Below are 15,844 nucleotides of genomic sequence, written 5' to 3'. Positions count from 1 at the left end.
CATGAAGACGAATCCCTCGGGTCCTGAACCGATGAACTCGCCTGAAAGGCCGCAAACAATGTCGAACGAGGAGAAGTACCTCGACTACCTCCGGCGAGCCACGGTGGACCTCCAAGAGGCGCGTGGCAAGCTCCGCGAGGCCGAGGAGCGCGAGGTCGAACCCATCGCGATCGTCGGCATGAGCTGCCGCTTCCCCGGCGGCGTACGCACGCCGGAGGACCTGTGGCACCTCGTGGCCGAGGGCCGCGACGCCGTCTCCGAGTTCCCCACCAACCGCGGCTGGAACCTGGAGCAGCTCTACGACGAGGACCCCGACCGGACGGGTACGAGCTACACCCGCGAGGGCGCCTTCCTCTACGACGCCGACCGCTTCGACCCCGCGTTCTTCGGGATATCCCCGCGCGAGGCCGCGGCGATGGACCCCCAGCAGCGGCTGCTCCTCGAAACGTCCTGGGAGGCGTTCGAGCGCGCGGGCATCGCCCCGGACTCGGCGCGCGGCAGCAAGACCGGTGTCTTCATCGGCACCAACGGCCAGGGCTATCTGGCTCGTCTGGCCAAGGGCGGCGTCCCCGACGGGTACGAGGGCTACTTCCTCACCGGCAACGCGGCCAGCGTCGTGTCCGGCCGCATCTCCTACGTGCTCGGCCTCGAAGGCCCCGCCCTGACCATCGACACCGCCTGCTCGTCGTCCCTGGTCGCCCTGCACCTCGCGGTGCACGCCCTGCGGCACAGCGAGTGCGGCCTCGCCCTCGCGGGCGGCGTCACCGTGATGGCCAGCCCCGACACCTTCATCGAGTTCAGCCGGCAGCGCGGCCTCGCATCCGACGGCCGGTGCAAGGCGTTCGCGGAGGCCGCCGACGGCACCGGCTGGGGTGAGGGCGCGGGGCTGCTGCTCCTGGAGCGCCTCTCGGACGCCCAGCGCAACGGCCACCCCGTCCTCGCGGTGATCCGCGGCTCGGCGGTGAACCAGGACGGCGCGTCCAACGGCCTCACCGCCCCCAACGGCCCCTCCCAGCAGCGCGTGATCCGGCAGGCCCTCGCGAGCGCGCGGCTCTCCGCGGCACAGGTCGACGCGGTCGAGGCGCACGGCACGGGCACGACCCTCGGCGACCCCATCGAGGCGCAGGCGCTCCTCGCCACCTACGGCCAGGACCGCCCCGCCGACCGGCCGCTGTGGCTGGGCTCCATCAAGTCGAACATCGGCCACACCCAGGCCGCCGCCGGTGTCGCGGGCATCATGAAGATGGTCATGGCGATGCGGCACGGCGTGCTGCCGCCGACCCTGCACGTGGACGAGCCGTCGACGCACGTCGACTGGTCCGCGGGCGCCGTCGAGCTGTTGACGCGGGAACGGGCGTGGCCTGAGACCGGACAGCCGTGGCGGGCGGGTGTGTCCTCGTTCGGAGTCAGCGGTACGAACGCGCACGTCATCGTCGAGCAGGCCCCGCAGGCCCCCGACACCGAGGAGGCGGAGGCCGCGCAGCCGGTGCCCGCCGCGCTCACCCCGTGGACCCTCTCCGCACGGAGCGCCGAGGCGCTGCGGGAGCAGGCGGCACGGCTCAAGGCCTTCGTGGCCGGGGCGCCGGACCTGACGGTGGCGGACGTGGGCCGTGCGCTGGTGTCCTCACGCGCGGTCCTCGAACACCGCGCGGTGGTGGTGGCCGCCGACCGTTCCGAGTTCCTCGACGCCCTCACGGCCGTGGCCGAGGGCGCGCCGTCCGGCGCCGTCGTCACGGGGGTCGCGGACGAGCCGGGCCGGTTGGGTTTCCTGTTCTCGGGCCAGGGTGCGCAGCGCCTCGGCATGGGTCGTGAACTCGCCGATCGTTTCCTGGTGTTCGCCGAAGCTCTGGACGCCGTCCTCACGGAGTGCGACCCGCGGGTGCGTGAGGTGTTGTTCGGTGCGGACGCCGAGGCCCTGAACGAGACGGGGGTGACGCAGCCCGCGTTGTTCGCGGTGGAGGTGGCGCTGTTCCGCCTCCTTGAGTCGTGGGGTGTGCGCCCCGATGTGCTGGCCGGTCACTCGATCGGTGAGTTGGCGGCTGCGCATGTGGCTGGTGTGTGGTCGCTGGCTGATGCGGTGAAGGTGGTGTCGGCTCGGGGTGCGTTGATGCAGGCGCTGCCGTCCGGTGGTGCGATGGTGGCGATCCAGGCGTCCGAGGCCGAGGTCGTCTCCGACCTGCCGGAGACGGTGGGTGTCGCGGCGGTCAACGGTCCGTCCTCGGTGGTGGTTTCGGGTGTTGCGGCTGACGCGGAGGCGGTGGGGGAGCGGTGGCGTGCGGCGGGCCGCAAGGTATCCCGTTTGAAGGTCAGTCACGCGTTCCACTCGCCGTTGATGGACCCGATGCTCGACGACTTCCGCCGGGTCCTCGAAGAGGTGGCGTACGAGACTCCCGCCCTCCCGATCGTGTCGACGCTGACGGGTAGGGCGACGACCGCCGAGGAGTTGGCGTCGCCCGAGTACTGGGTGCGGCACGTGCGCGAGTCGGTGCGGTTCGCCGACGCCGTGCGCACGCTCGTGGACGACGAAGTCACCACGTTCGTCGAGGTCGGTCCCGGCGGCACGCTGTCCGCCCTCGGCCAGGAGTCCGCGCCGGACGCGGTCTTCGTACCGGCACTACGCGGCGACCGCCCGGAAGCCGTGGCTGCCACGACGGCCGCGGCACACCTGCACGTGCGGGGCGTGCGCGTGGACTGGGAGGTGTTCTTCGCCGGGCGCGGTACCCGGCGGGTGGACCTGCCGACGTACGCCTTCCAGCGCGAGCGTCACTGGCTCGACGTGCTGCCGGTGACCGGAAACGTCACGGCGGCCGGGCTCGGCGCCGCCGAGCACCCGCTGCTCGGGGCGACCGTGACGCTCGGCGGCACCGACGGTGTGCTGCTCACCGGCAGGCTGTCGGTCCAGACCCACCCGTGGCTCGCCGATCACGAGATCATGGGCTCGGTGCTGCTGCCCGGCACGGCGTTCGTCGAACTCGCGGTGCGCGCGGGCGACCAGGTCGGCTGCGACGTGGTGGAGGAGCTGACCCTGGAGACACCGCTCGTCCTGCCCGAGGAGGGCTCGGTGCGGGTGCAGGTGTGGGTCGGCGCGGCCGACGAGTCGGGCCGGCGCGAACTGACCTTCCACTCCAGCGAGGGCGACACCGACGACGGCCGTCCGTGGACCCGCCACGCCACCGGCCTGCTGCGGGCGGGCGGGCACCCCGGCGCGGCCCCGCTGACCGAGTGGCCGCCCGCGGGCGCGGAGGCCGTGGACCTGGACGGCTACTACGACCGCATGGCAGCGGGCGGCTTCGGGTACGGGCCGGTGTTCCAGGGGCTGCGGGCCGCATGGCGCAAGGGCGACGAGGTGTTCGCCGAGGCGGCGCTGCCCGACGGCGCGAAGGCCGAGGGATTCGGTCTGCACCCGGCGCTCCTCGACGCGACGATGCAGGTCTTCGGCCTGATGATCGAGGCCGACGCCCCCGGCAGGCTGCCGTTCGCGTGGTCGGGCGTACGGCTGCACGCCTCCGGTGCGACGGCGCTGCGGGTGCGTCTCACGCCCACCGGCGCGGACAGGGTGGCGCTCACCGCCGTGGACGGGGCGGGGGCCCCGGTGGCCACGGTCGACTCGCTGGTCTTCCGCCCGGCCGCACCCGCCGAGGCCACCGCGGGCACACAGGGTGACGCGCTGTTCGGCGTCGACTGGACACCCCTGCCTGTGCCGGAGCCTTCGGCCGACGGCGAAGTGCCGTCGGTCGAGTGGACCGACCTGGAGACACTCGCGGAGTCGGCGGGACTGCCCGACTTCGTCGTCCTGCCGTGCCCCGGCACCTCCGCGTCCGACCTGGCCGCCGATGCCCACCAAGTGGCGTACTGGGCGCTGGACGCGGTCCGGACGTGGCTCGCCGACGACCGGTTCGACGCGGCGCGTTTGGCCGTGGTGACCAGGGGTGCGGTCGCCGCGTCGGTCGACGAGCAGGTGCGGGACGTCGCGCAGGCGGCGGTGTGGGGCCTGGTGCGTTCCGCGCAGTCGGAGAACCCCGACCGGATCGTCCTGGTGGACCTCGACGACGAGGCGGCCTCGCTCGACGCGCTGCCGTCCGCCCTGGCCACCGGTGAGCCACAACTCGCCCTGCGCTCCGGGACGGTCAGCGCGCCGCGCCTCGCGAGAGTGGCGCAGTCCGTGACCGACGACCCCGGCTTCGGTACGGGAACCGTCCTCGTCACCGGTGCCACGGGCACGCTTGGCCGTCTGTTCGCCCGGCACCTGGTGGCCGAGCGCGGCGTACGGGATCTGCTGCTCGTGAGCAGGCGTGGTGCCGCCGCCGAGGGCACCGAAGAACTGCGGGACGAACTGGCGGCGCAAGGCGCCGAGGTGACGCTCGCCGCCTGTGACGTGTCCGACCGCGAGGCGGTGGCCGCGCTCCTCGCCGAGCACGAGGTCACCGCGGTCGTCCACACCGCAGGTGTCCTGGACGACGGCACCATCGGCTCGCTGACACCGGAGCGCATAGACACCGTCTTCCGGCCCAAGGTCGACGCCGCCTGGCACCTCCACGAGCTGGCCGGGGACCTGTCGGCGTTCGTCCTCTTCTCCTCCGTGTCCGGCATCCTCGGCGGACCCGGCCAGGGCAACTACGCGGCGGCCAACACCTTCATGGACGCGCTCGCCCAGCACCGCCGCGACCAGGGCCTGCCCGCGACCTCGCTGGCCTGGGGCCTGTGGGACGCCGAGGAAGGCGGTATGGCGGGGCGGCTCGACGAGGCCAACACGCAGCGGATGAGCAGGGGCGGCCTGATCCCCCTGCGTGCCGCACGCGGCCTCGCGCTGTTCGACGCGGCCGGCACCACGGGGCGCGCACTCCTCGCCCCGGTGCCCCTCGACCTGCCCGTCCTGCACCGGCAGGCACGCTCCACCCCCGTACCGCACCTCCTGCGCGGACTCGTACGCGGCACGGCACGCAGGACCGCCGAGTCCGCCGCGGTGACCGGGTCGGCCCTCGCGCGGTCGCTCGCGGAGCTGACAGCGACCGAACGGCAGGAAGCACTGCTCGACCTCGTGCTGCACCACGTGGCCGTCGTCCTCGGCCACACCTCGGCGCAGGCCGTCGCACCCGACCGCGCGTTCAAGGAACTCGGCTTCGACTCACTGTCCGCCGTCGAACTGCGCAACCACCTCAACGCCGCAACCGAACTGCGCCTGCCCGCCACCCTCGTCTTCGACCACCCGAACCCCGCCGCCCTCGCCGCGTTCATCGGCACCGAGATCGCGGGCACGCCCGTCGCCGCGGCGCCCACGCGCAGGACCGTCGCCGTGACCGACGAGCCCATCGCGATCGTCGGCATGAGCTGCCGCTACCCGGGCGGCGTGAACTCGCCCGAGGACCTGTGGCGACTCGTCGTCGACGGCGGCGACGCCATCAGCGAGTTCCCCGCCAACCGCGGCTGGGACCTGGACGCCCTGTACCACCCGGACCCCGAACACCCCGGGACCTCGTACACCCGCGAGGGCGGCTTCCTGCACGACGCCGACCTGTTCGACCCGGCGTTCTTCGGGATCTCCCCGCGCGAGGCCCTCGCCATGGACCCCCAGCAGCGACTGCTCCTCGAAACCTCCTGGGAGGCCTTCGAGCAGGCCGGGATCGCCCCGGAGACCATGCGGGGCAGCGCGACCGGTGTGTTCGCGGGCCTGATGTACCACGACTACGCGGCGCGGCTGCGTGCCGTTCCCGAGGACGTGGAGGGCTACCTGGGCACCGGCTCGTCCGGCAGTGTCGCGTCCGGCCGCGTCGCCTACGCCCTCGGTCTCGAGGGCCCCGCCGTCACGGTGGACACGGCGTGCTCGTCGTCCCTGGTCGCCCTGCACATGGCGGTGCAGGCCCTGAGGTCCGGCGAGTGCGACATGGCACTCGCGGGCGGTGTCGCCGTGATGGCCACCGCCGGGACGTTCGTGGACTTCAGCCGCCAGCGCGGCCTGTCCGCCGACGGCCGCTGCAAGTCGTTCTCCGACGACGCGGACGGCACCGGCTGGGGCGAGGGCGTCGGCATGCTCCTCGTGGAGCGCCTCTCCGACGCCCGCCGCAACGGGCACCCGGTCCTCGCCCTCGTACGGGGCTCCGCCGTCAACCAGGACGGCGCCTCCAACGGCCTCACCGCCCCCAACGGCCCCGCCCAGCAGCGCGTCATGCGCCAGGCCCTGGCGAGCGCGGGCCTGACCCCGTCCGACGTGGACGCCGTCGAGGCCCACGGCACCGGCACCACCCTCGGCGACCCCATCGAGGCCCAGGCGCTCCTCGCCACCTACGGCAAGGACCGCACCGGAGCCCCGCTGTGGCTCGGCTCCGTCAAGTCGAACATCGGCCACACGCAGGCAGCCGCCGGCGCGGCCGGTGTCATCAAGATGATCATGGCGATGCGGCACGGGGTGCTGCCGCGGTCCCTGCACGTCGGCGAGCCCTCGTCCAAGGTGGACTGGTCCGCGGGCGCCGTCCAGCTCCTGACCGAGGCACAGCCGTGGCCCGAGACCGGTCGGCTGCGGCGGGCCGGTGTGTCGTCGTTCGGCGTGAGCGGGACGAACGCGCACACCATCATCGAGTACGTACCGGCCGACGGACACCGTCCCGTGCCGGTCGACGGCGTGCTGCCGTGGGTCCTCTCCGGGCGGAGCGAGGAGGCACTGCGGGCGCAGGCCGCGCGGCTGCGGAACCACGTGGCGGGCGACCCGGCGACCGGCGAACTGGACGTCGCCTACTCGCTGGCCACCACCAGGTCCGCGTTCGACCACCGGGCCGTGGTCGTGGCGGACGGCCGGGACGCACTCCTCGACGGGCTCGCCGCACTGGCCGAAGGCCGGTCGCACCCCGGCCTCGACACCGGGTCCGTGGCGGCGGGCGGCGTGGGTTTCCTGTTCTCGGGGCAGGGCGCGCAGCGGCTCGGCACGGGCCGTGAACTGGCCGCCCGGTTCCCGGTGTTCGCCGAGGCCCTGGACGCCGTGCTGGACGCGTTCGATCTGCGGGTGCGGGAGGTGCTGTTCGGTGCGGACGCCGACGCCCTGAACGAGACCGGCGTGACGCAGCCCGCGCTGTTCGCCGTCGAGGTCGCCCTCTTCCGCCTCCTCGACGCGTGGGGCATCCGGCCCACCCTGCTGGCCGGTCACTCCATCGGTGAGCTGGCGGCGGCGCATGTCGCCGGAGTCTGGTCGCTGACCGACGCCGTCAAGGTGGTCTCCGCGCGCGCCGGTCTGATGCAGGCGCTGCCCGCCGGTGGCGCGATGGTGGCCATCCAGGCGTCCGAGGCCGAGGTTGCCGCCGACCTGCCGGAGACGGTGGGTGTCGCGGCGGTCAACGGTCCGTCTTCGGTGGTGGTTTCGGGTGTTGCTGCTGACGCGGAGATAGTGGGGGAGCGGTGGCGTGCGGCGGGCCGCAAGGTGTCGCGCCTTAAGGTCAGTCACGCCTTCCACTCGCCGTTGATGGACCCGATGCTGGACGAGTTCCGCCAGGTCCTCGAGGGTGTGGCGTACGAGGCCCCGACCGTGCCGATCGTGTCGACGCTGACCGGCACCCGCGTGACGGCCGAGGAGTTGGCGTCCCCCGAGTACTGGGTGCGGCACGTGCGGGAGTCGGTGCGGTTCGCCGACGCCGTCCGCACGCTCGCGGGCGAGGGCGTGGCGACGTTCGTCGAGATCGGCCCCGGCGGCACGCTGTCCGCCCTCGGCCAGGAATCCGCGGCGGAGGCCGGGTTCGTCCCGGCGCTGCGGAACGACCGCCCGGAGGAGCCCGCGCTGATCTCGGCCGTGGCCCGGCTGTGCACGCGGGGCGTGCCGGTGGACTGGGAAGCCTTCTTCGCCGGTCGCGGCGCGCTCCGCGTCGACCTGCCCACCTATGCGTTCCAGCACCAGCGCTACTGGCTGGACGCCGGAGTGGCGGCAGGCGACCTGGACGCGGCCGGGCTCGGCGCGGCCGGACACCCGCTGCTCGCCGCGATCGTCGAGACGGCCGAATCCGACGGGCAGTTGTTCACCGGCCGCCTCTCGGTGGCGACCCATCCGTGGCTGGCCGACCACGTCGTCCAGGGCTCGGTCCTGCTGCCCGGCACGGCGCTGCTCGACCTCGCGGTGCGCGCGGGCGACCAGGTCGGGTGCGACCTGGTGGAAGAGCTGACGCTCGAAGTGCCGCTGGTCGTGCCCGAGCGCGGCGGCGTACGGGTACAGGTGCAGGTCGGCGTCGCGGACGGGTCCGGACGGCGTGCGGTGACGGTGCACGCGCGGGACGACGAGGGCGACCTGTGGGTGCGGCACGCGAGCGGTGTGCTCGCGCAGAGCACCGAGGCACCCGCGGCCGAGGCCGGTGCCTGGCCGCCGGCCGGGGCGCGGGCCGTGGACCTGGACGGCCTGTACGACCGCATGGCCGACGGCGGCTTCGGCTACGGCCCCCTGTTCCAGGGGCTGCGGGCCGCATGGCGCGCCGGTGACGAGGTGTTCGCCGAGGTCGCGCTGCCCGACGGCGCGGGCGCGGACGGGTTCGGCCTGCACCCGGCGCTGCTCGACGCCGCCCTGCACGCCGTAGCGCTGACGGACGGGGCCGCGGGCCCCGGCAGGCTGCCCTTCTCGTGGTCGGGGGTGCGACTGCACGCCTCGGGCGCGACCGTGCTGCGGGTGCGGCTGACGCCCACGGGCACGGACAGCGTGTCGCTGGCGGTCGCGGACGGCTCCGGTGCCCCGGTGGCCACGATCGACTCGCTGGTCCTGCGGCCCGTAGCGGGGACACTGCCGCACCAGGGCCGGGATGCGCTGTTCCGCCTGGACTGGGTGCCCGCCCCCGTGCCGGCCGGAAGCGCCGGTTCGGTGGCTTCCGTGGCTTCCGTGGGTTCGACGGCTTCGGTGGGTTCGGTCGCGGAGTTCGCGGACTGGGCCGCGGTGCGGTCGGCGCTGGACGCGGGCGCGTCGCTGCCGGACCACGCCGTCGTGCGCTGCCCCGGGTCGCACGACATGGACGCCGTGCGCCGGGCGACCCTAGACGCCTTGGAACTGGTGCGGGGCTGGCTGACCGACGACCGGTGCGCGGCGTCGCGCCTGGTCCTCGTGACCCGTGGCGCCGTCGCGGTGGACCCCCACGACGACGTGCCGGACCTGGCGTCCGCCGCGGTGTGGGGCCTGGTGCGGTCCGCCCAGCTTGAGGACCCGGACCGCTTCGTCCTCGTGGACACCGACGACACCGACTCCGGCACCGGCACCGACACCGACACCGACACCGACTCCGGCGCCGCCGACGCCGACGGCTTGCGGGCCGCGCTGGCGGCCGGTGAGTCCCAGGCCGTCGTACGGGACGGGCGGGTCCTCGTCGCCCGGCTGGCGCGGGTGCGACCGGAGGCGACAGACACAGGACCGGCGTTCGGCCCCGCCAGCACAGTGCTCCTGACCGGCGCGTCGGGTGGGCTCGGCAGCCTGATCGCCCGGCACCTCGTCGCCGCCCACGGCGTCGGGCGTCTGGTGCTCGCCAGCAGGCGCGGCCCCGCGGCGGACGGCGCCGACGCACTGCGGGCCGAACTGGTCGCGCAGGGCGCCGAGGTGACGTTCGCGGCCTGCGACGTCGCGGACCGCGACGCGCTGGCCGCGCTCCTCGCCGAGCACCCCGTGACCGCCGTCGTGCACACCGCGGGTGTCCTCGACGACGCCACCATCGCCTCGCTCACCCCGGACCAGGTCGACACCGTCTTCCGGCCCAAGGTCGACGCGGCCCGGCACCTGCACGAGCTGACCCGGGATCTGGACCTGTCCGCGTTCGTGCTGTTCTCATCGGCGGCGGGCACGCTGGGCGCGGCCGGTCAGGGCAACTACGCGGCGGCCAACGCGTTCCTCGACGGCCTGGCCCGGCGCAGGCGCGCCCAGGGCCTGCCCGCGACCTCGCTCGCCTGGGGCCTGTGGGCCGACGGCATGGGGGCCGGGGTCGCGCAGTCCGCGGCCACGGGACTGTCCGCGCAGGAAGGCGTCGCGCTGTTCGACGCCGCCGTCCGCGGGACCGACCCCGTCGTCGTACCGATGCGGCTCGACCTGCGGGCCGTACGGGAACTCCCGGCGGTGCCCCCGCTGCTCAGCGGCCTCGTACGGACGACGCACCGCAGGGCCGCGGGGACCGGCGGCGACCCCGCCGCGGCGCTCCGCGACCGCCTCGCCGCGCTCACCGAGGACGAGCGCGAGCACGTGCTGCTCGACCTCGTCCGCACCCAGGCCTCCGCGGTGCTCGGGCACGCGGGCCCCGAGGCGGTCGCGTCCGGCCAGGCGTTCACCGAGCTGGGCTTCGACTCGCTGACCGCCGTCGACCTGCGCAACCGGCTCAACACGGCCACGGGCCTGCGCCTGCCCGCCACCCTCGTCTTCGACTACCCGACGCCCGCGGCACTCGCCGCGTACATCGGCGCGGAGTCCGCGGACGCGCCCGTCGCCGCGGCGCCCACCGGCACGGCCGCGGCCCCGGCCGACGAGCCGATCGCCATCGTCGGCATGAGCTGCCGCTACCCCGGTGGCGTCCGCTCGCCGGAGGACCTGTGGCGACTGGTTCTCGACGGCGCCGACGGCATCACACCGTTCCCCACCGGGCGCGGCTGGGACGTGGAGGCGCTCTACGACCCGACCGGCGAGCGGGACGGCAGCTCCTACACCCGCGAGGGCGGCTTCCTCCACGACGCCGACCAGTTCGACCCGGCGTTCTTCGGGATATCCCCGCGCGAGGCGCTGGCGATGGACCCCCAGCAGCGACTGCTCCTGGAAACCTCCTGGGAGGCCTTCGAGCGGGCCGGCATCGACCCCGAGTCGCTGCGGGGCAGCGCGACCGGCGTGTTCGCGGGCGTCATGTACCACGACTACGCCGCACAGCTGCACGGCGTGTCGAAGAGCTCCGAGAGCTTCCTCGGCACGGGCAACGCGGGCAGCGTCGCGTCGGGGCGCGTGTCGTACACGTTCGGCCTCGAAGGGCCCGCGATGACCGTGGACACGGCGTGCTCGTCGTCGCTGGTCGCACTGCACCTGGCGGCGCAGGCACTGCGGTCGGGGGAGTGCTCCCTCGCGCTCGCGGGCGGCGTCACCGTCATGGCGACACCCGGTGCCTTCGTCGACTTCAGCCGCCAGCAGGGCCTCTCGCGCGACGGCCGGTGCAGGTCCTTCTCCGCCGACGCCGACGGCACCGGCTGGGGCGAGGGCGTCGGCATGCTCGTACTGGAACGCCTCTCCGACGCCCGGCGCAACGGCCACCAGGTCCTCGCCGTCGTACGGGGCTCCGCCGTCAACCAGGACGGCGCGTCCAACGGCCTGACCGCCCCCAACGGCCCCTCCCAGCAGCGGGTGATCCGGCAGGCGCTGGCCGGTGCGGGCCTGTCGCCGTCCGACGTGGACGCCGTCGAGGCCCACGGCACCGGCACGACCCTCGGCGACCCCATCGAGGCACAGGCCCTGCTCGCCACCTACGGGCGGGACCGTGCGGGCGAGCCGCTGTGGCTCGGTTCGCTGAAGTCCAACATCGGGCACACCCAGGCCGCCGCGGGCGTCGGCGGCGTCATCAAGACGGTGATGTCGCTGCGGCACGGCGTGCTGCCGAAGACGCTGCACGTCGGTGAGCCCTCGCCGCACATCGACTGGTCGGCGGGCGCCGTGCGGCTGCTGACCGAGGCCCAGCCGTGGCCGCGGGCCGACCGGCCCCGGCGGGCCGGTGTGTCGTCCTTCGGCTTCAGCGGCACCAACGCGCACGTGATCATCGAGAGCGCGGATTCCGAACCCGCGCAGGACGCCGACGCGCCGCAGGACGCTCACGCGCCGCAGGCCACCGACGTACCGCAGGCCCCGGACGCAGGGCAGGCCACCGACGCAACGCAGGCCCCGGACGCCCCGCGGGCACCCGTGGCGTCGCCCGGACCCTGGCTGCTGTCCGCCCGCACCGGGAGCGCCCTGCGCGACCAGGCGGTGCGGCTCCGTGAACACGTGGCCGCGCGGCCCGGCCTGGACCCGGCGGCCGTCGCCCGGGCGCTCGCGACCTCGCGGACCAGGTTCGAACACCGGCTCGCGGTCGTCGGCAGGGACCTGGACGACCTGCTCGCCGGGCTCGGCGACGCCGCCGAGGGACGGCCGGGCGGCGGAGTCGTCCTGGGCGTCACCGACGAGCACCGCGTCGGCTTCCTGTTCTCGGGCCAGGGTTCGCAGCGGCTCGGCATGGGCCGTGAACTGGCCGCTCGTTTCCCGGTGTTCGCCGAGGCCCTGGACGCCGTACTGGACGCGTTCGACCCGCTGGTCCGTGCGGTGCTGTTCGGCGAGGACGCCGACGCCCTGAACGAGACCGGCGTGACGCAGCCCGCGCTGTTCGCCGTGGAGGTGGCCCTCTTCCGCCTCCTCCAGTCGTGGGGCGTGCGGGCCGACGTCCTGGCCGGACACTCCATCGGCGAGCTGGCCGCGGCCCACGTCGCCGGTGTGTGGTCGCTCGCCGACGCCGCGAAGGTGGTGTCGGCACGGGGTGCGCTGATGCAGGCGCTGCCCTCCGGCGGCGCGATGGTCGCCCTCCAGGCGTCCGAGGCCGAGGTCGCCCCCGACCTGCCGGAGACGGTGGGCATCGCGGCGGTCAACGGCCCGACGTCCGTGGTGATCTCCGGCGCCGCCGCCGATGTGGACGCGGCGGCCGAGCGGTGGCGCGAGGCGGGTCGCAAGGTGTCCCGCCTCAAGGTCAGCCATGCGTTCCACTCGCCGCTGATGGAGCCCGTCCTCGACGCGTTCCGCCGAGTGCTCGAAGGCGTGTCGTACGAGGCGCCGACCACCCCGATCGTGTCGACGCTGACCGGCGCCCGCGCCACCGCCGAGGAACTCGCCTCGCCGGAGTACTGGGTGCGGCACGTGCGCGAGTCCGTGCGGTTCGCCGACGCCGTCGCCGCCACCGGCGCTGACGTCCTCGTCGAGATCGGCCCCGGCGGTGTCCTCTCGGCCCTCGGACAGGAGACCCTGCCGGACGCGGCCTTCGTCCCGGTGCTGCGCGGCGACCGGGCGGAGGGCGAGGCCGTCGTGACCGCCCTCGCCGAGCTGCACGTACGCGGCGTACCGATCGACTGGGAGGCGTACTTCCCCGGCCGCGGCCACGGCGTCGACCTGCCGACGTACGCGTTCCAGTACCAGCGGTTCTGGCCCGACACCGGCGCGCGGCCCGCCACCGACGCCACCGGGCTCGGACTCGGCTCCGCCGGGCACCCGCTGCTCGGCACCGCGGTCGCCCTCGCGGACGAGGACACCGTCCTGTTCACGGGCAGGCTGTCGCTGCCGACGCACCCGTGGCTCGCCGAGCACCGGATCATGGGTTCGGTGCTGCTGCCGGGGACGGCGTTCGTCGACCTCGCGGTGCGCGCGGGCGACCAGGTCGGCTGCGCCTCGGTGGAGGAGCTGACGCTGGAGACGCCCCTGGTGCTGCCCGAGCGCGGCGGTACGCAGGTCCAGGTACGGGTCGGCGCGCCGGACGGGTCGGGGCGCCGCCAGGTGACGGTCCACGCCCGGGGCGAGGACGGCGACCTGCCGTGGGTCCGGCACGCGAGCGGCGTCCTCGCCGAGGACGGCGGCGCGCCCGCGGAACTCGGCGCGTGGCCGCCCGCGGACGCGGAGGCCGTCGAACTGGACGGCTTCTACGACAGCATGGCGGACGCGGGCTTCGCCTACGGGCCGCTGTTCCAGGGCCTGCGGTCGGTGTGGCGCGGCGAGGACGAGGTGTTCGCCGAGGTCGCCATCGAGGAGCAGAGCGCCGTCGCCGGATTCGGCGTGCACCCGGCCCTGCTCGACGCGGTGCTGCACGCGGTCGCCTTCGGTGCGCTGCCCCCGGTCGAGCACGGGCGCCTTCCGTTCGCGTGGACGGGCGTGCGGCTGCACGCCGAGGGCGCGACCACACTGCGGGTGCGGGTGACGCCGGTGGGCCCCGACGCGGTGGCCGTCGCCGTCGCCGACGGCTCCGGCGCGCCGGTCGCGACGGTGGACTCGCTGGTGCTGCGCGCGGTGTCGCCGGACTCGCTGGGAGCGGCGCGCGGACACGAGTCGCTGTTCCGGCTCGACTGGGTGCCCGCTCCGGCGGCGGCCGTGGGCGCCGGTGCGGCGGGCGCGGTCGCGGAGTTCGCCGACTGGGCCGCGGTGCGCTCGGCGCTCGACGCGGGCGAGACGCTGCCGGAGCACGTCGTGGTGCGGTGCGCACGGTCCGGGGAGGTGGACGCGGGCGAGGTGCGCAGGCAGGTGCACACCGCCCTCGAACTGGTCCAGAACTGGCTGGCCGACGAGCGCTGCGCCGCCTCGCGCCTGGTCCTCGTGACCCACGGCGCCGTGGTGGTCGACACCGGCGACGCCCAGGACCTGGCGTCCGCCGCCGTGTGGGGACTGCTGCGGGCGGCGCGGGCGGAGAACCCGGACCGCTTCGTCCTCGTGGACGTCGACGACGCGGACGGCTGGAAGCCGGCCGTCGTCAGTGCGGAACCCGAGCTGGCCGTACGCGCCGGAGAGACGTTCGTGCCCCGGCTCACCCGGGCCCGCACCGCGCGGACGGGGTCGGAGTCACCCTCGTACGCCGAGTCCGAGAAGCGGGGCTTCGGAGCGGGCCCGGTCCTGGTGACCGGTGCGAGCGGGATGCTCGGCGGCCTCGTGGCGCGGCACCTGGTCGCCCGGCACGGAGTGCGCCGCCTGGTCCTCGCGAGCAGGCGCGGCCGAGTCGGTGCGCTGCACGAGGAGCTGACGGGCCTCGGCGCCGACGTCACTACGGTCGCCTGCGACGTGGCGGACCGGGACGCGGTGGCGGCGCTGCTCGCCGAGCACCCCGTGACGGCGGTCGTGCACGTGGCGGGTGTCCTGGACGACGGCGTGGTCGGATCGCTGACGCCGGAGCGCGTCGACACCGTGTTCCGGCCCAAGGTGGACGCGGCCTGGCACCTGCACGAGCTGACCCGGGATCTGGACCTGTCGGCGTTCGTCCTGTTCTCCTCGGCGGCGGGCACGTTCGGCAATCCGGGCCAGGCCAACTACTCCGCCGCCAACGCGTTCCTGGACGCGCTGGCCCGGCACCGCCGGGCGCAGGGCCTGCCCGCGACCTCGCTGGCGTGGGGCCTGTGGGCCGGGGACGACGGCATGGGCGCCAGGATGGCGGGGACCGGAGCCGCGGGCCTGTCCGCCGAGGAGGGCATGGAGCTGTTCGACGCGGCGGCACTCGGCGACGACGCCGTCCTCGTACCGATGCGACTCGACCTGCGGGCCGTACGGGAACTCCCCGCGGTGCCACCGGTGTTCAGCGGCCTGGTGCGGACGACGGCCCGCAGGGCGGTGGACAGCGGGGCCGACCCGGCCGCCGCGCTGCGCGACCGGCTCGCGGCGCTGCCGGTGACCGAGCGGACGTCCGCGCTCGTGGACGTGGTGTGCGCGCACGTCGCGGCCGTACTCGCGCTCCCCGGCGCCGGGGCGGTCGACGAGCGGCGCGCGTTCACCGACCTCGGCTTCGACTCGCTGACCGCGGTCGAGCTGCGCAACCGGCTCGGCGTCGCCACCGGCCTCCGCCTGCCCGCCACGGCGATCTTCGACTACCCGACGCCGCTCGACCTGGTCGGCCACATCGAGGGCGCGCTGGTCGTCGAGGAACCCGACGGGGTGGCGCCGCTGCTCGCCGAGCTGAGCCGCATCGAGGCGAGCATCGCCTCGGTCGCACCGGGCGACGACGAGGACGACCGGGTCGGTGCCCGCCTCGCCGCGCTCCTCGCCGTGTGGCGGGAAAGCCGTGCCGACGCCGCCGCGCAGGCGTCCGACGACCTCGAAGCGGCCACGGACGACGAGGTCTTCGACCTGCTCGGCAAGGAATTCGGCATCTCCTGAACCGCCCGCCCA

Annotated in this window: 1 protein-coding gene; it reads left to right on the top strand. The window is 74.7% G+C overall.

The genetic code is table 11. The features are described 5' to 3' along the window. Position 1 precedes the first annotated feature (1 nt). Positions 2–15,832: an SDR family NAD(P)-dependent oxidoreductase gene (locus tag ACH4DX_RS07600; RefSeq protein WP_398154394.1), complete on the top strand. Its 15,831-nt coding sequence runs from the start codon at positions 2–4 to the stop codon at positions 15,830–15,832. The last annotated feature ends 12 nt before the right edge of the window (positions 15,833–15,844 follow it).

Origin of the sequence: Streptomyces sp. NPDC017940 (genome assembly GCF_044328435.1) — a bacterium.
Classification (GTDB): Bacteria; Actinomycetota; Actinomycetes; order Streptomycetales; family Streptomycetaceae; genus Streptomyces.
This window is presented reverse-complemented; position numbering and strand designations above follow the sequence as displayed.